The sequence below is a fragment of the Arthrobacter sp. 05T444 genome (genome assembly GCF_056395905.1).
The window spans coordinates 15435-31696 of record NZ_JBFTKK010000014.1 but is presented as its reverse complement, the minus strand read 5'-3'; the positions used below and the strand labels follow the sequence as shown (position 1 = coordinate 31696).

The following is a 16262-nucleotide window of genomic DNA, read 5'->3' as shown; positions in this document are numbered from 1 at the left end:
ACACGGCCAAAATAGAGCTGGGGATATTTTGAAGAAGATTGCGGCCCAGGCCGTTGTTGCGATCATGTGCGCCCTCGCACTGTCGGCTCCGGCGGCGAGCGGCGTTCCGGCGCCGGAGCCCGGCCGTCAGGCTGTTGCCCACCAGGTCGTGACGGCGCAACCCACCCCGGGCGGCACCACTTCCTCTTCGGCCGACGACGGCGGGCCGGCCTCCGCGGCCCCCTCACCCGGGCAGCCGCCCGCCACAGCCGTGGAAGCGGCGCCAGCGCCGCCAGCCCCCTCCGCACTGCCTTCATCGACCGCCTCGGTCCCGGCGGCGTCATCACCTGCCGTGGCCTCGCAACGAACGACGGCCACGGCGCAGGTGACGACCCAGCAGATGACCACCGCGCAGCCGGCCGTCGGACCCCCGGACCCTGCGGCTTCAGGGTCAACCGCCGCCGGCCCGCCTGAACCGGCGTCCATCCCGCCGCTCTCAGCCCCTGCCGGTGCATTCGCGTCCGCGCCGCCGCCGACGCTGGGAGGATCGGCCCAGACAAAGTCGGCCGCGTCCGTTGCCCCGGGAACCCTCACCCCCGAGGCCCTGGTGCCCGACAGCAACGCAGCCCAGGTCGCCGCTGTCTTCAACGCGATCAACACCTACCGGGCATCCCTGGGGCTCGCTGCCGTGAAGTACCACGCGACGGTGGCAGGCTTGGCGCAGGAGTGGTCCGACAGCGTCGCCTCCCGCGAAGTCATCGAGCACCGGGCGAACTTCTGGACGGACGCACGGGCCCTCAGCCCGAACAACGGCGCGGGCGAGGTCATTGCCGTCCGCTGGGACCGCGATGCCGCGCAGCTCGTCGAGTGGTGGAAAGGCTCCCCGGCCCACAACGCCATCCTGACCGATCCGCGTTTCAACGTGGTGGGCATTGGCATCACGTTCACCGACGGAAACTGGCAAACCACCCCGAACCGCTACACCATGTGGGGCGTGGTGAACTTCTTCGGCTATTCAGCCCTCCCCGCCGGGACCACCGCGAGCCCGGGCGGCACCACCGCTCTTCCCGCCGAACCCGCCAGCGTCTGCGATCCCCTGGTCAAACACATGCCGCCCACCCTTGATCTGGCCACGGCATCCATCCGCAGCGCTGGGGACCTCGTCTCAGTGGACGCGACAGGCCAACTCGTCAACCGTTCCTCGTTGGGGTCGGGGCTGTTTGGCCCGGCGGAACCCATCGGCACGGGTTTCGCGGCAGCCAAGACGGTGTTCGTCACGGACTGGGAGCGCGACGGCGTTTTCGACGTGGTGAGCCAGTGGAACGACGGCCGGCTTACGCTGCACTCGGGTGTGCTCACGGGCGGATTCCTGCCGCCCGTGACGCTGGGCCAGTCCGGCTGGGCGGGCCTCACACTGGCGGTCGGCGGCTGGTGCTCAACCAACAGGCTGCCCCAACTCCTGGCCCTCGACGCCGCGGCCAACCTCTGGCTGTATCCCAACCAGGGCAGCGGCGACCTCGTCCAGCGCACCCTGATCGCCTCCGGCGTCTCCGCGACGCGGCTAGCCATGGCCGATTACGACGGCGACGGGTTCCAGGATCTGCTGGCCCGCCAAGGTGACGGCACCGTATCCCTCTACCGGGGTTCCGGCCGCCTGTCACCGGTGGCCGAGGCGCGGGGCGTCGTGGCGGGCGGCTGGGGTGACGTGTTGGCCATCCGTGCGCTGCGTGGCGTCACCGGACCCTATTCCACCGGCCTGGCCATCCAGCGGGCCGGCGACGCCGTACAGTACTGGGATCTCAGCGGCGGGGCGCTTGCGACGCCCTCAGCTGTTCCCGGAAACTGGGCAGGCCACCGGCTGGCGCAGTAGCCCGCGGCGCAGTAGCCCAGCGGAACCGGAGCGCCGGCAGCGGGGTCTCAGACCGCCGTCGGACGCTCTTCCAATACTGCCGGGAGCCGTCCAATCTGCGCTACATCTTCCTGCAATCTCCGCTGGACCGCGGTGCGGGTGAAGGTCCGGAGTCCCTTGAGCGGGGCTTCGAGCGCAAAGCGCACCCGTGTTCCGCTGCCCTCGGTGCTGAGGTAGAAGCCGCCGCGCGACAGGGACGGGCCGGCCACCACCTGGAACTGGATTTCAGCACCCGGCCGGGCCTGCGTGATTTCGTAATCCCCCGCAACCGGGTGCCCGCGCAGGCCCATCAGCGTCACCTGATATCTGGCCCCCGGCGCCCCGGCAGGACCGGAGCTCAGGCTGATGCTGCGAATAGTCGGCTGCCAGCGGGGAAGGTTCAGTCCGTTCAGGAGAAAGGAGTAGACGGTGATGGCATCGCGCTGAACGAAAACCTCGTGTTCCGCAAATGCCATGGGATCCTTTCGACGTCGGGCCTGTCCGTGTAGCCCGTTCCCCCGTTCTGCAGCTAACGGACATCAGGATAGCCACCGGCGCCCGGGGCCCAGCGAAAGAGGACCGGGCCTTTACCGAAGAGTTACGGGGAGACGGGACGGAACTGCGTCGGCGGCGCTCCGGCGAGGACACGGAGAGCATGTGGGCAGAGCGGCACCGCAACTGCGCTAAGCTAGGTTCTGCGCCGGCGGAATCCGGTGCGCTGCGGCTGTAGCTCAATGGTAGAGCGCTAGCTTCCCAAGCTCGATACGCGGGTTCGATTCCCGTCAGCCGCTCCATTTCTCCCCAGTCCCCGCCGGCACGTTTCACGGCCGCCCGGGCCGTTCCCTTTCAAGGGCGCGTTTGGCAGTTACCTGTATGGTCAGAAGTCAGGAACTTCTTCGGTTCCGCTACAGGAGCAATCATGGCTGACAAATCCCCCCGTCAAGCAGCATCCAAAAAATCCGGCAAATCCATCAAGGAAAAGCGCGCCGACAAGAGGGCCACCTCAGCGCCGGCCAGCTCGCTGGACAAGACTTCAGCCAAACCGATGCCGGCAAAGAAGAAGTGACGGGTTCGCCGAACCATCTCACCCTGGGCGTGGTTGCCTCGTCGCGCAAACCCGACGAGCGCCGCCTGCCCCTGCACCCGCTCCACCTCGAGCGGATTGCGCCGGAGCTGCGCCAGCGGTTGATCCTGGAGCGTGGCTACGGCGAACGCTTTGGCTTGTCCGATGCCCAGCTCGGCCCGCTGGTGGGGCGCCTGGCCAGCCGGGAAGAGCTTGTGGCGAAAGCCGACGTCGTGCTGCTGCCGAAACCGCAGCCCCAGGACCTCGCCGAACTCCGCGACGGCCAAACCCTCTGGGGCTGGCCGCACTGCGTCCAGGACCGGGCCATCACACAGCTGGCCATCGACAAGAAGCTCACCCTCATCGCCTTCGAGGCCATGAACCACTGGGCCAGCGACGGCGGCTTCGGCCTCCACGTTTTCCACAAGAACAACGAGCTGGCCGGCTACTGCTCGGTGATCCACGCCCTGGCGCTTACCGGGTCGACGGGAGACTATGGACGGCGGCTCAGCGCCGTCGTCATCGGTTTCGGTGCCACCGCGCGCGGGGCGGTAACGGCCCTGAACGCGCATGGCATCCACGACGTCCAGGTGCTCACCAACCGCGGCGTCGCTGCTGTGGGCTCCCCCATCCACTCGGTGCGGATCACGCAGTTCGACCACGACGACAAGGCGCCGTTCCTCAGCCAGGTCATCACCGAGCGTGGCCGCGTCCCCCTGGCGCCGTTCCTGGCCGAGAGCGACATCGTAGTCAACTGCACGCTGCAGGACCCGAACAATCCGCTCACCTATCTGCAAGCGGACGACCTCGGGGCGTTCCGTCCCGGCAGCCTGATCGTGGATGTTTCCTGCGACGAGGGCATGGGTTTCAGCTGGGCCAAGACCACCAGCTTTGCCGAACCGATGTTCACCGTGGGCGACCACATCGATTACTACGCGGTGGACCACAGCCCGTCCTACCTGTGGAACTCCTCAAGCTGGGAAATTAGCGAGGCACTCCTGCCGTTCCTGGAAACCGTGATGTCCGGGCCGGCTGCCTGGCAGGAGAACGAAACCATCAGCCGCGCCATCGAAATCCGCGACGGCGGGGTCATCAACAAGGACGTGCTGGAGTTCCAGCGGCGCGCGGCGGACTACCCGCACGCGCCGATTCCGGAAAGCTAGCACTGCCGGCCAACCGGCGCTCCCGGCCAATTGGGGCCGCCGGAAGGCCAGCCGCTAGGCGGCGGCCCGCTGCACCACCCGCAGCAGGCGCCGCCGGTCCCGGAAGTCCACCTTGAGCTTCAGCTCGCCCCGGCGGGCAAGCACGACGGCGACCGTCGCCGCTGCGAGCACCGGCAGCCCTCCTGCCACCAGCAGGGCGGCGTGCGGACCAAAGTGTTCGGCGATGCTTCCGATCATGGGTCCACCGATGGCCTGTCCGCCGATCAGAACCATGATGTACAGGCTCATTACCCTGCCACGGATCGCCATGTTGGAGCTGGTCTGGACCAGCTGGTTGGACGCCGTGAGGAACATCAGACACCAGAATCCGGACAGCACCATGGCCGCGCCGAACCATGCCAGCGACGGCGTGAAGGCTGACAGGCACAGCATGAGGCCGTACATTCCGGCGCCCAGGACCACTGACCGCAGCCGGAGCTGGCGCCGTCTGGTGGAGGCGATTGCCCCTGCCAGCGCACCCAAAGCGACCAGGGCGTTCAGCATGCCGTAGCCGCCGGCACCGATGCCATAGACATGGTCCGCGAACGCGGCCAGCAGCACGGGCAGGCTCATGGCGAACACGGCAATGAATCCTGCCATCAGCCACGGCCAGTAGATGGTGGGTTTGCTGAGCGCATACCGCAGCCCTTCGCGGAGCATGCCCTTGCGCTTCGGTGCGGGGGCGCTGATGAACAGCTCGTCCTTGCGCAGGAGAAGCAGCATGGTCACCGTGGAACAGCACGCAACGGCATTGGCGGCGAAGGCCCACCCGGCGCCGACCGCGGTGAGGAGCACGCCCGCGACTGCGGGCCCTATCAGTCCACCCAGCTGGAACGTTGTGGAGTTCACGCTGATGGCATTCCGCAGGTACCGGGGGCCCACGAGTTCATGGACGAACACCTGCCGGGCCGGCTGGTCCAGCACTGTGACCAGGCCCAGCACGAACGCTATGACATACACATGCCACACTTCTATGGCTCCGCTGAGGGCCGGCCCGGCGAGAGCGGCCGCCAAGACCGCCGCCATTGACTGGCAGCTGATCAGGATCCTGCGTTTCGCGAACCGGTCCGCAATCATGCCGCCCCAGGGTCCCAGCACCAGGGACGGCGTGAACTGCAGCGCCACGGTGAAGCCGACGGCGGTGACGGAACCGGAGAGCTGAAGCACCAGCCAGTCTTGGGCGATCCGCTGCATCCACAGGGCAATGACTGCAACAAAGTGTCCGATCGCGAAGATCCGGAAGTTGGGAACGCGGAGGGAGATGAACGTGTGACGCCATGGGAGGCGCTCACTGACGACGGCGACGGGCTGGGTGACGGTGGCCGTTGACGGCGGTGGGGGTGTCACAGGAAGTCCTCAGGAGAGCGGGCTGACGGGGGTGCCTCTAACGCTAGAGTTGGAGCTGATGATTATGGAAGACTATGGGGCTTATAAGTAGCATTGCGGAACGTAATGCATGCCCCGACAGACCCCACCCAGCCCGCCCGCCGGCGGTGCGCGCCAGCCACCAGGAGTCCGCATGTTCGAACCGGCCCAGCTGCGATCCTTCCTCGCCGTTGCCGAAACGCTGAGTTTCACCAAGGCCGCCGACCGGCTGGGGCTGGCCCAGCCGACCGTCAGCCAACACGTGCGCAAACTCGAGACGGCCGCGAAGCGGGTGCTGATCACCCGGGACACCCGCGACGTTCGGCTGACGGACAACGGTGATGCCATGGCCGGGTTCGCCCGCAGCATCCTCGCGGCCCATGATGCCGCCGCCCGCTACTTCTCCGGCTCAGCGATGCGGGGGCGGCTCCGGTTCGGCACCGCCGACGACCTCGCCATCACCGGACTGCCGCGCATCCTCAGGGAGTTCCGGCAAATCTATCCACAGATCAACCTTGAGCTGACCGTCGGCCAGAGCGACCAGCTCTACAAGCGGCTCAACTCCGGCCAGCTGGACCTTGTTTTCGTGAAGTGGGTGGCGGGCGCGAAGGACGGCATCGTGGTCCAGCACGACTCCTTTTCCTGGGTGGGCCTGGAACAGACCACGCTGCAGCCGGGAGACACGGTGCCACTGATCGCCTATCCGTCTCCGAGCCTGAGCCGCAAACTCGCCATCGACGCCCTTGAGTCCGCGGGCCGGACCTGGCGCATCACCTGCACCACCAGGCAGATCAGCGGCGTGCTGGCGGCCGTGCGCGCAGGAATCGGCGTGGCGGTCATGCCCTCGTCGCTGGTGCCGGAGGACTTGAAAATCATCACGCGCCGCTTCGAGCTGCCGCCGGTGGGCGACGTCGATTTCACCCTGATTCGCAACCCGCTGGCCAACGCCGAAGTCATTGACGCACTGACCCAGGCAATCATGGGACGGACTCTGAAGAAGCAGGTTTGAGCCCGGGGCCCCCTGGATATGGAAGCAAAACGATTGATAATCGTTATACTGCGGGCTTATGCTGTGACTGTTGCCGGTCATGCAGCGGCCGATGACACCGATTCGATGACGAACTAATCCTGCAACGAGGCAGGCATTGTTCGGGATAGGCACGCCGTGACCACAACCGCTAACCGCCACTTCCCCCGCCACTCTACGACAGTAGACACCGAATACGTTGGCAAGCCCAACTGCGACAAATGCGGAACAGACGAGTTCATCTACCTTGAATCTTTCGTTCCGCCAACGTACCGCCAAGACGGCACCGTCAGGACGCTGGGCGAAGTCGCCTACACCTGCACGCGATGCGAAGAATTTTCCGCCCACAGTGTTCCATCGTCCTGGGCGCCGCCCGGCTGGTATCTGGGCTGAGCGCACTGGACTCGGCGCGTTGGGCCGGCGCGCGCGGGCCTTCAAAGCGCTGGGGGTCAAGGCTCAGCGTCACCGCAAACACCCTGGAATGTGAAACGGGCGGGCACCTGATGGTGCCCGCCCGTTTTTGTTCTGCCTGTGCGTGTGCCGGCCCGTTCCCGAACCGGCGCGCGCCAACCTGGTTTGTTAGATCAGCGCATCGGACAGGTGGTTAAGCGTCCCGAACCGGTGTGCCGTGATGCTGACGGCCTGCTCGTGCAGGAACGGCAGCATTTCGACGCGGCCCGCTTCGGTCACGTCGTGCGCGTAGATTGCCACGTCCGGTCGGCCACCCGTTGCCTCTGCCAGCGCGGCCGCCGAGCCGCCGATCAGGCGGATGCGTGCGCCCGACAGTTTGCCGGCGCCAGCGAGCCGGCCCGCGGAGGCCAGCCACGCGGCGTCGTCCTCCACCGTGACGGGGATGTCCAGTCCGGTCAGCACGGAACGCACCTGTGCCGGAAGTTCAACGCCGGTGGAGACCGTCAGCTTCGACCCGGCAAGCACGCCGGCGGCTACTGTGCGGAGCAGCGCGTGGACAGTTTCGCCGTCGGACAGCCGGACGCTGACCGGCAGCGCACGGTACCGGAAGATGTTGCGCTCGGCGCTCAGCCCGGAGACATCCCTGGCGGTGCCGAATTCGTCTGCCCAGGCCAAGGCATCGGAGCCCAGTGCCCGCTGCAGCGACTCCAGCTCCGCAGCGTCGAGCTCGGCCTTCGCCGCGTTGACGAGCCGGCGCACACCCGGGTGGGTGATGCGTGCGGCTGAACCGTGCGAGCTTTCCTTGCTGGTCCAGTCGCCCAGGCCTGCAAGGTAGTTGGGTCCGCCGGCCTTGGTGCCGGCCCCGACGGCGGATTTCTTCCAGCCGCCGAACGGCTGGCGCTGGACGATCGCACCGGTGATGCCGCGGTTCACGTACAGGTTGCCGGCCTGGATGGTGTCCAGCCACAGGTCCAGTTCGTCGGTGCTGAGGGAGTGCAGGCCTGCCGTGAGGCCGTATTCGATCTGGTTCTGGATGGCAATGGCCTCTTCCAGGGTCTCCGCGGTCATCACGCCGAGGACCGGCCCGAAGAACTCGGTCAGGTGGAAGTAGGATCCGCGCCGCACGCCGTAGCGGACACCGGGGCTCCACAGCCGGCCCGTGCCGTCCAGCTTCCGCGGCTCAACGGCCCAGTTTTCGCCTTCACCCAGCGTGGTGAGGGCGTTGAGCAGCTTGCCGCCGGCTGGCTCGATGATCGGACCCATCTGGCTCGTCGGGTCCTCCGGGTAGCCCACCTTGAGGGAGGTCACGGCGTCGATCAGCTGGTTGTGGAAGCGCCTGGACTTGGCCACGGAGCCCACGAGGATCACCAGGGACGCAGCCGAACACTTCTGCCCGGCGTGCCCGAACGCGGAGTACGCCACGTCCTTGGCGGCAAGGTCCAGGTCGGCGCTGGGGGTCACGATGATGGCGTTCTTGCCGCTGGTCTCGGCGAGCAGCGGCAGGTCCTTCCGGAAGGACCGGAACAGCTCGGCCGTCTCGTAGCCGCCGGTGAGGATCACGCGGTCAACCGCGGGGTGCGAAATCAGCTGCTGGCCGAGCTCACGCTCGCCGAGCTGCACCATGGTCAGCACGTCGCGGGGAACGCCGGCTTCCCAGAGGGCCTCGATCATCACGGCGCCGCTGCGGCGCGCCTGCTTGGCGGGCTTGATGACGACGGCGGAGCCGGCGGCGAGAGCCGCGAGGGTGGAACCGGCGGGGATGGCCACCGGGAAGTTCCACGGCGGTGTCACTACGGTGAGTTTCGCCGGAACGAACGTGGCGCCGTCGACGTCGTCAAGCTTGCGTGCCGACTCGGCGTAGTAGTGGGCGAAGTCGACGGCCTCGCTGACCTCGGGGTCGCCCTGGTCGATGGTCTTTCCGGTCTCGCTTGCCATGACCTCGAGCAGATCCGCGCGGCGGGCCTCGAGGGTTTCGCCGGCGCGGTGCAGGATCTCGGCGCGTTCGGCGCCGGAGAGCGCTCCCCAGGCCTTGCCCTTTTCGACCGCGGTTTCGATCACCCTGTTGAGGGTGCCCGCGTCCGTGATGGTCGCGGCCGCCACGGAAGCGTTACCGAGGGTCGAGGACGGAATACGGCCCAGGATGGCGCGGCCCCAGTCGCGGTTGGCTGGCAGGGACGGGTCGGTGTCCGGGGTGTTCTCGAAGTGGTCGTGCGGCCTGGTTTCGGCCGGAAGGCTGCGGTTCTGCACGCGGTTCGGCGGCGGCACTTCGCCGTCGAGACTTTCCAGGGACCGCATGAAACGCTGCTTCTCGCGCTCGAAAAGGGATTCGTTTTCGCTGAGTTCGAAGACGGCGGACATGAAGTTGTCCTGACTGGCACCCTCTTCGAGGCGGCGGATCAGGTAGGCGATCGCCACGTCGAACTCGGCAGGGTGCACCACCGGGGTGTAGAGCAGCAGCGAGCCGACGTCCTTCTTCACGGCCTCGGCCTGGCCCTGGGCCATGCCCAGGAGCATCTCGAACTCGATGCCGGATTCCACGCCGCGCTTCTTGGCCAGCAGCCACGCGAAGGCGATGTCAAAGAGGTTGTGACCGGCCACGCCGATCCGGATGTTGCTGATGCGGTCCGGGTGCAGGGCGTAGTTGATGACGCGCTTGTAGTTGGTGTCGGAGTCCTGCTTGGTGCCCCAGGTTGCCAGCGGCCAGTCGTGGAGGGAGGACTCCACCTGTTCCATGGGCAGATTGGCGCCCTTGACGACGCGGACCTTGATGCCTGCACCGCCGTCCGCGCGGCGTGCGGCGGCCCAGTCCTGCAATCGGATCATGGCGGCGAGCGCGTCCGGGAGGTAGGCCTGAAGCACGATGCCGGCTTCGAGGTTCTTGAATTCGGGCCTGTCCAGGATCCGGGTGAAGACCGCGATGGTCATGTCCAGGTCCTTGTACTCCTCCATGTCCAGGTTGATGAACTTGGCGTTCTGTCCGCCGCTGGCGAAGGACGCGGCTTTGGCGAACAGCGGGGTGAGCTTTTCGACGACGTGCTCCACGGCTTCGTCGAAGGCCCAGGCGGAGTGCGGAGCCACAGTGGAGGACACCTTGATGGAGACGTAGTCCACATCAGGCCGGGCCAGCAGCGTGTGGGTGCCCTCGAGCCGGCGGGCTGCTTCGTGCTCGCCCAGGACGGCCTCGCCGAGCAGGTTCACGTTGAGTTTGATGCCGTCCTTGCGGATCTTGGCGATGGCCGGGCCGAGCTTTGCATCGGTGGCGTCGACGATGAGGTGGCCCACCATTGCACGCAGCACGCGGCGGGCAATGGGAATGACCACCTGAGGCAGGACGGGGGCCATGGTGCCGCCGAGGCGGACAGCGCTGCGCATGTGCCAGGGCAGGAAGGCGGGAACCTTTGGCGCCAGGGCGGCCAGGTTCCGAGCGGCGACGTGCAGGTCTTCGGGACGGACCACGCCGTCCACGAAACCGACGGTGAAGTCAAGGCCGTTCGGGTCCTTCAGGACGCCGGCGAGCTGTTCCGCGGAAGCGTCCACGGGTACCTTGGCGGCTTCGGTCAGCCAGTGGCGGACCAGGACAATGGTTTCCTCGGCCAGGGCTGCGGCCTCGGCGACGCCGGAGCCGGACGGGGCGGTGGCGACGGCGCCGGTTTCAGCGGCGTCCTTGCCTGCATTCACTCGGTGATCCGTTGCGGTGTTGGTCATGGCTGTCTCGCTCTTTCAGTGGGTGGGGACCGTCTCACTCATCAGTATGAGCCTGCATTCACATAAGATAAAGCGATCTTTTCTGAGCAATACAAGTTAGAAAAACCGAAGGCTCGCGGACCCGTCCGAACGTTCGGAAATGCGGCGGATTTGCCCACCTTTTTGGACAATATTCGGCAACCTCCCCCGGACGCTCTCTCACTTCCGGTCGCCTCCCCGCCGGACGCTCTCGCACTTCCTGCAGAAAGACAACGAACCCTCTCTCACTGGGTGAGAGAGGGTTCGTCAATATTCCGCAATATGTGAGAGAGCGTCCTGTGATTTGCGACAGGAAGTGAGAGAGCGTTCGCGTTGCTAGTTCACCGGGGTGTGCATCTCCACGGCCTCGTTGTGACGCGGGCTGTTCGGGTTCATTAGGGAGTGCTTCCGTCCGTAGCCGAAGTAGATGGTCAGGCCGATGATGAGCCAGATGACGAACCGCACCCAGGTGGCGAAGGGAAGTTGCGTCATGAGGAAGCCGGAGGACAGGATGCCGAAGGCTGGCACCAAGGGCATCAGCGGGAGCCGAAAGGTACGCGGGGCGTCGGGCCTCTTGTAGCGGAAGATGATGACCGAGAGACAGACGACGACGAAGGCGGCCAGAATGCCGATGTTGGTCAGATCCGCGACCTCCTTGATGGGGAAAACTCCCGCCAGGAACGCTGATGTGATGCCGGCGATCCAGGTGACGCGCTGCGGAGTGCCGTGCCGGTCCGTCTTGGCGAACCAGCCCGGGAGCAGTCCGTCGCGGCTCATTGAGAACCAGACGCGGGTGACACCCAGGAGGAAGGTCAGCATCACCGTGAGGATGGAAAGGACGGCGAAAACGGAAATGATGGTGGCGATCACCGGCAGCCCCACCGAGGAGAAGGCAGACGCGAACCCAGCCTTTGGGTCGATCTCTTGGTAATTCTGCATCCCGGTCAGTACCAAAGTGGCGGCAACATAAAGGAGCATGGCCACGATGAGGGAGAGGATGATGGCCTTGGGCATGTGCTTCTTGCCGTCGGTAGCCTCCTCCGCCGCGGTACTCATGGCGTCGTAGCCGAACACGGCGAAGAACACGGTGGCCGAACCTGCCACCACTGGGCCGAAGCCACTCGGCATGAACGGATTGTAGTTGTTGGTGTCGACGTAGAAGATGCCCAATCCGATGATGAATATGATCAGGACCACCTTGATGGCCACGGCCACGAGTTCAAACCGGCCGAACGCCTTGGTGCCACGGGACAGGATCCAGGTCACGATGAGGCAGACCACGATCGCGGGAATGTTGACGATGCCGCCCTTGCCCTCATCCGCTGTCGACGTCATCCAGACGGGCATATGGATCCCGATACCGGACAGGAAGGCATCGAAGTAGCCGGAGATGCCGATGGCCACCACCGCCACGATGGCAATGTACTCCAGCAGCAGGTCCCAGCCGATGAACCAGCCGATGACCTCCCCAAGGGCCACGTATCCGTATGTATAGGCGGAGCCAGCGCGCGGGATCATGCCGGCAAATTCGGCATAGGAGAGCGCCGCGGCCGCTGATGCCAGGCCCGCGATCAGAAAGGAAAACAGGACGGCCGGGCCGACGCCGGGGGTGTCCTCGCTACCATGGGCCACGAGGCCGGCGAGCGAAAAGATGCCAACGCCGATAATGCCGCCGACGCCGATGGCTGTGAGCTGCCACAGCCCAAGGGACTTGAACAGGCCGCTGTGCTTGTTCTCTACTTCGATGTCATCGATGGGCTTGCGCCGCATCACAGACTGGGTGGGATCTTTAATGGTCATCAAGGACTCCTGCGTAGGTGCGGCCCCATCATCCGCCCTGTGATGGGGGTAACTCTGATCAGTATGCAAGCAACGTTGCATTAGATAAAGTGAATACTTCTAAACAGTATTCATTAGTTCATCCACTCATTTACTCAACCCAAAGGAACAGTCAGTGCTCGACGTCCGCCGCCTGAGACTGCTCCGCGAGCTGAAGATCCGGGGCACCCTCGCCGAGGTGGCCGCCGCCCTGCAGTACAGTCCGTCCTCAGTGTCCCAGCAACTGGCCCTGCTTGAGAAGGAAGTAGGGGTGGAATTGCTCAGGAAAACCGGCCGGAGAGTCCAGCTCACTCCCCAGGCGGAAGTCCTGGTGGCCCACACGGCACAGCTCCTCGAGACGCTGGAGCAGGCCGAGGCCGACCTCGCCGCGTCGCTCACCACCGTCTCCGGCACTGTCCGGATCGCCGTCTTCCAGTCGGCGGCGCTGGCGCTCATGCCGGACACCTTGACCCGCATGACCGCCAGCTACCCGGAGGTGCGGATCGAAATGACGCAGCGGGAGCCGGAAACGGCCCTGCATGAAACGTGGGCCCGGGACTTCGACCTCGTCATTGCCGAGCAGTATCCCGGGCACGCCGCACCCCGGTATCCGGAACTGGACCGGGTACGGCTGACCAGTGATGCCATCAGGCTTGCCGTGCCGCCCCCGGCCGCGGACAGGAAGGTCATCACGTCGCTCGCGGACACGGAGGAGCTGCCGTGGGTCATGGAGCCGCGCGGCGCCGCCTCGCGTCACTGGGCCGAGCAGGCCTGCAGAAGCGCGGGCTTCGAACCCGACGTGCGCTTTGAAACCGCAGACCTCCAGGCCCAGATCCGGTTAATTGAATCGGGCAACGCCGTCGCCCTCATGCCGGATTTGGTCTGGACCGGCCGCGGCACCACAGCCCAGCTGATGGAACTGCCCGGGAAACCGCGCAGGACGGTCTTCACATCAGCGCGCCGCTCAAGCGCCCAGCGCCCGGCCATTCTCGCCGCCCGTGAGATCCTGGCGGCCACCGCTGCCTCGATCGCGGCGGCCAAAGATCATGAAATGGAAGCATCGCCATAGTGTCTCCTGCGTCACAGCGATACGGCTTGCCCGGCGTTAGACTGTTGAAGTTATGAATCGCACAATGTTTAAGTCCAAGATCCACCGCGCCACTGTCACGCACGCGGACCTGCACTACGTGGGCTCCGTCACCGTAGACCTGGACCTGCTGGATGCTGCCGACATCCTGCCCGGCGAGCTCGTGGCCATTGTGGACGTCACCAACGGCGCCCGCCTTGAGACCTACACCATCGCCGGCGAGCGCGGTTCCGGTGTCATCGGGATCAACGGCGCGGCCGCGCACCTGATGCACGAAAACGACCTCGTCATTCTGATCACCTACGCCCAGATGACCACGGAAGAGGCCAGGGCCTACACTCCCAAGGTGGTCCACGTTGACAAGGACAACAAGATTGTCCGGATCGGCAACGATCCTGCCGAGGGCCACACCGCCGGGCTCATGCGCCCGCCGTTTGCGTTGAACAACGCCACGTGCAGCTGACTGCGCCCCGCATCTGACCCAGGGCAACTCTCACTGCCCGAATAGCGAGATCCCTGCCACAAGCCCGTCCTTCGCCGAATAAATCTGATTAGGCTGGGACGGTGGACGCCACCCCCTGCACTTACGAGCCTTCTGCGACAACCGGATGCTAGGCGTTCTTGCGGGCTTTTTCGTTGTCTGGACCATCATCCTGGTGGGCATGTTCGTCGGTAGGCAGGGCATCCTGGGCGAAAATGCCCGTCAGGTCCTCAGCGGGCTGACCTTCTTCGTGGCCAGTCCCGCCCTGCTCTTCGAGACCCTCAGCAAGGCACGGCTTCACGACGTTTTCGCCGCCCCGTTGCTGGTCACTGCCGTGGGCGCCATGGCCACCGCTGCCATCTTCTTCGTCATCGTCAGGTTCCTGCTCAAGCGCAGCATTCCGGAGGCACTCATGTCATCCATGAGTGCCTCCCTGGCAAACTCGGCCAACCTCGGCATCCCCATCGCCGTGTACGTCCTGGGCGACGCCAGCTATGTGGCTCCCCTGCTGATCTTTCAGCTCGCGTTCTTCACGCCGCTGTTCCTCATGGCCCTTGATTCGACCACCAGCGCCCACCGCACCACGCCGCTCCGCTTCGTCCTGATGATCGTGAAGAACCCGATGATCGTCGGCTCCGCCCTGGGGCTGGTGGTGGCCGGGACTGGCTGGCAGGTTCCGCCGCTTGTCCTGCAGCCCATCCACCTGATCGGCGGTGCCGCCATTCCGGCCATGCTGATGGCCTTCGGCATGAGCCTGAACGGTTCCCGGCCGCTGCAGGCCGCCATGGGACGCCGGATTGACACCCTGCTGGCGAGCGCCTTCAAGCTCATCGTCCACCCGGCGATCGCCTATGCCTTTGCCCGCTTCGCGCTGGGCATGGACGGCCAGGCGCTCTTCGCCGTCGTGGTGACGTCCGCCCTGCCCACGGCCCAGAACGTCTTCGTGGCCGCCAGCCGCTACAAGACCGGCCTCACCGTTGCCAAGGACACGGTGCTGATCACCACCGTGGTGGCCGTGCCGGCCATGATCGGCGTGGCCGTGCTGCTGACGTGAACGCCCTTCGACCGAACGTGGAGGAACCTTGAACACATCCTTGGACACCGTCGTCATCGGAGGCGGGGCCATGGGCTCCGCTGCCGCCTGGGCTTTGGCCAAGCGAGGGCGCGACGTGACCCTGCTGGAACAGTTCGGGCCTGGGCACCGCGTCGGCGCATCGCACGGCTCCACCCGGAACCTCAGCCTGGCGTACTCCGAGCCGGACTACGTCGCCATGCTGGCGGAGGCACTCCGGCTCTGGGCTGAACTCGAAGACGAGAGCGGCGAGCGGCTGCTGGCGCGCACCGGCGTCGTAAACCACGGTCCGGATCCGCAGCTTGGCACCATGCATGCCGCACTGAACAGTGCCGGCCTCAGGGCCGACTTCCTGCCCCTGGCTGAAGCCGCCGAGCGCTGGCGCGGCATCCGCTTCGATCAGCAGGTCCTGCACATGCCGGACGGCGGCCAGCTGAATCCGGACGCGGCGCTGCCGGCCTTTCAAAGGCTGGCGGTCCGGAACGGCGCGGCGGTCCGCCACCATGTAAAGGTCCTGGACCTGAGGATTATTCTCGACGACGGCGTCCTACTCACCGTGGACGACGGCGGCTGCACCGAGGTGCTTACCGCCCGCCAGGCGGTGGTCACCGCCGGCGGCTGGACATCGAAGCTGCTCACCGGTGTGGCGGGAATGCCGCGGCTGACCGTAACCCAGGAGCAGCCCGCCCATTTCGGCATCGCGGATGATGGCGCCGACTGGCCCGGCTTCAACCATTTCCCTGGCCCCGGTGGCGAGTACGACGACTGGTACTCTCCCGTGTACGGCATGCACACCCCCGGCGAAGGCATCAAGGCCGGATGGCACGGAGTGGGTCCGGTGGTGGACCCGGACCACAGATCGTTCCAGCCTGAGCCGCTGCAGCGGGCCGCCCTGCAGCGCTACGCCAGGCACTGGCTGCCGGGCGTTGATGCCGGTTCCATGGCCGACATCAGCTGCACCTACACCACCGCCGCTGACCACAACTTCGTCCTGGACCGCATCGGCCCGGTGGTCATCGGGGCCGGCTTTGCCGGCCATGGCTTCAAGTTCACGCCAGTGGTGGGCAGGATCCTGGCCGACGTGGCCACCGGGGAAGGCGCCGCACCGGCCATCTTCTCGGCCGCCCGCACCGGTATTCGCTAGGA

12 protein-coding genes and 1 tRNA gene are annotated in these 16262 nt (G+C 65.9%); 9 read left to right on the top strand and 4 right to left on the bottom strand.

Going from position 1 to position 16262, the window contains the following annotated elements:
- Window positions 1–28 precede the first annotated feature (28 nt).
- Complete coding sequence (locus tag AC1DD3_RS14095; protein ID WP_230121425.1) at window positions 29–1849, top strand: CAP domain-containing protein; 1821 nt, start codon at window positions 29–31, stop codon at window positions 1847–1849.
- 47 nt (window positions 1850–1896) lie between these two features.
- Here the strand turns inward: AC1DD3_RS14095 and AC1DD3_RS14090 are convergent, their stop codons facing one another.
- A complete protein-coding gene (locus tag AC1DD3_RS14090; protein WP_230121424.1) occupies window positions 1897–2343 on the bottom strand; it encodes an SRPBCC family protein in 447 nt (148 codons plus the stop codon).
- A 244-nt stretch (window positions 2344–2587) separates the two neighbouring features.
- Here AC1DD3_RS14090 and AC1DD3_RS14085 point away from each other — a divergent pair.
- The 3 genes from AC1DD3_RS14085 (at window position 2588) to AC1DD3_RS14075 (ending at window position 4093) form a co-directional block, all read left to right on the top strand.
- Window positions 2588–2661 (top strand) — tRNA-Gly (locus AC1DD3_RS14085).
- A gap of 125 nt (window positions 2662–2786) precedes the next feature.
- On the top strand, window positions 2787–2933 hold the full coding sequence (locus AC1DD3_RS14080) for a hypothetical protein (RefSeq protein ID WP_230121423.1): 147 nt from the start codon (window positions 2787–2789) through the stop codon (window positions 2931–2933).
- On the top strand, window positions 2930–4093 hold the full coding sequence (locus tag AC1DD3_RS14075) for a N(5)-(carboxyethyl)ornithine synthase (RefSeq protein WP_476881953.1): 1164 nt from the start codon (window positions 2930–2932) through the stop codon (window positions 4091–4093). The genes AC1DD3_RS14080 and AC1DD3_RS14075 overlap by 4 nt, the downstream gene beginning before the upstream one ends.
- Window positions 4094–4147: 54 nt before the next feature.
- On the opposite strand, the gene AC1DD3_RS14070 is transcribed toward AC1DD3_RS14075, so the two are convergent.
- Window positions 4148–5479 carry an MFS transporter gene (locus AC1DD3_RS14070; protein ID WP_476881952.1) on the bottom strand — a complete coding sequence of 444 codons (1332 nt, stop codon included), beginning with the start codon at window positions 5477–5479 and terminating at the stop codon, window positions 4148–4150.
- 172 nt (window positions 5480–5651) lie between these two features.
- Between AC1DD3_RS14070 and AC1DD3_RS14065 the strand changes: the two genes are divergently transcribed.
- Complete coding sequence (locus tag AC1DD3_RS14065; protein ID WP_476881951.1) at window positions 5652–6506, top strand: LysR family transcriptional regulator; 855 nt, start codon at window positions 5652–5654, stop codon at window positions 6504–6506.
- A gap of 597 nt (window positions 6507–7103) precedes the next feature.
- Here the strand turns inward: AC1DD3_RS14065 and AC1DD3_RS14060 are convergent.
- Complete coding sequence (locus AC1DD3_RS14060) at window positions 7104–10640, bottom strand: bifunctional proline dehydrogenase/L-glutamate gamma-semialdehyde dehydrogenase (protein ID WP_476881950.1); 3537 nt, start codon at window positions 10638–10640, stop codon at window positions 7104–7106.
- 354 nt (window positions 10641–10994) lie between these two features.
- The gene (locus AC1DD3_RS14055) at window positions 10995–12458 is read right to left on the bottom strand and encodes an amino acid permease (protein ID WP_230120723.1); all 1464 of its coding nucleotides are present in this window, start codon (window positions 12456–12458) and stop codon (window positions 10995–10997) included.
- Window positions 12459–12612: 154 nt separating this feature from the next.
- Between AC1DD3_RS14055 and AC1DD3_RS14050 the strand changes: the two genes are divergently transcribed.
- From AC1DD3_RS14050 to AC1DD3_RS14035, 4 genes are all read left to right on the top strand, one after another.
- Window positions 12613–13545, top strand: a complete 933-nt coding sequence (locus AC1DD3_RS14050) for a LysR family transcriptional regulator (RefSeq protein ID WP_230120725.1) — start codon at window positions 12613–12615, stop codon at window positions 13543–13545.
- 52 nt (window positions 13546–13597) lie between these two features.
- A complete protein-coding gene (panD, locus tag AC1DD3_RS14045) occupies window positions 13598–14026 on the top strand; it encodes an aspartate 1-decarboxylase (RefSeq protein WP_230120726.1) in 429 nt (142 codons plus the stop codon).
- A 145-nt stretch (window positions 14027–14171) separates the two neighbouring features.
- Window positions 14172–15098 (top strand): AEC family transporter, encoded by a 927-nt coding sequence (locus AC1DD3_RS14040; RefSeq protein ID WP_476881949.1) that lies wholly within the window; start codon window positions 14172–14174, stop codon window positions 15096–15098.
- A 28-nt stretch (window positions 15099–15126) separates the two neighbouring features.
- Window positions 15127–16260, top strand: coding sequence for an FAD-dependent oxidoreductase (locus tag AC1DD3_RS14035; RefSeq protein WP_476881948.1), 1134 nt, complete (start codon window positions 15127–15129; stop codon window positions 16258–16260).
- Window positions 16261–16262: the final 2 nt, after the last annotated feature.

Coding starts and splice junctions, on each gene's coding strand:
- AC1DD3_RS14090 (WP_230121424.1), bottom strand. CDS start 2,343: ATGGCATTTGCGGAACACGAGGTTTTCGTTCAGCGCGATGCCATCACC.
- AC1DD3_RS14080 (WP_230121423.1), top strand. CDS start 2,787: ATGGCTGACAAATCCCCCCGTCAAGCAGCATCCAAAAAATCCGGCAAA.
- AC1DD3_RS14065 (WP_476881951.1), top strand. CDS start 5,652: ATGTTCGAACCGGCCCAGCTGCGATCCTTCCTCGCCGTTGCCGAAACG.
- AC1DD3_RS14060 (WP_476881950.1), bottom strand. CDS start 10,640: ATGACCAACACCGCAACGGATCACCGAGTGAATGCAGGCAAGGACGCC.
- AC1DD3_RS14055 (WP_230120723.1), bottom strand. CDS start 12,458: ATGACCATTAAAGATCCCACCCAGTCTGTGATGCGGCGCAAGCCCATC.
- panD (WP_230120726.1), top strand. CDS start 13,598: ATGAATCGCACAATGTTTAAGTCCAAGATCCACCGCGCCACTGTCACG.
- AC1DD3_RS14040 (WP_476881949.1), top strand. CDS start 14,172: ATGCTAGGCGTTCTTGCGGGCTTTTTCGTTGTCTGGACCATCATCCTG.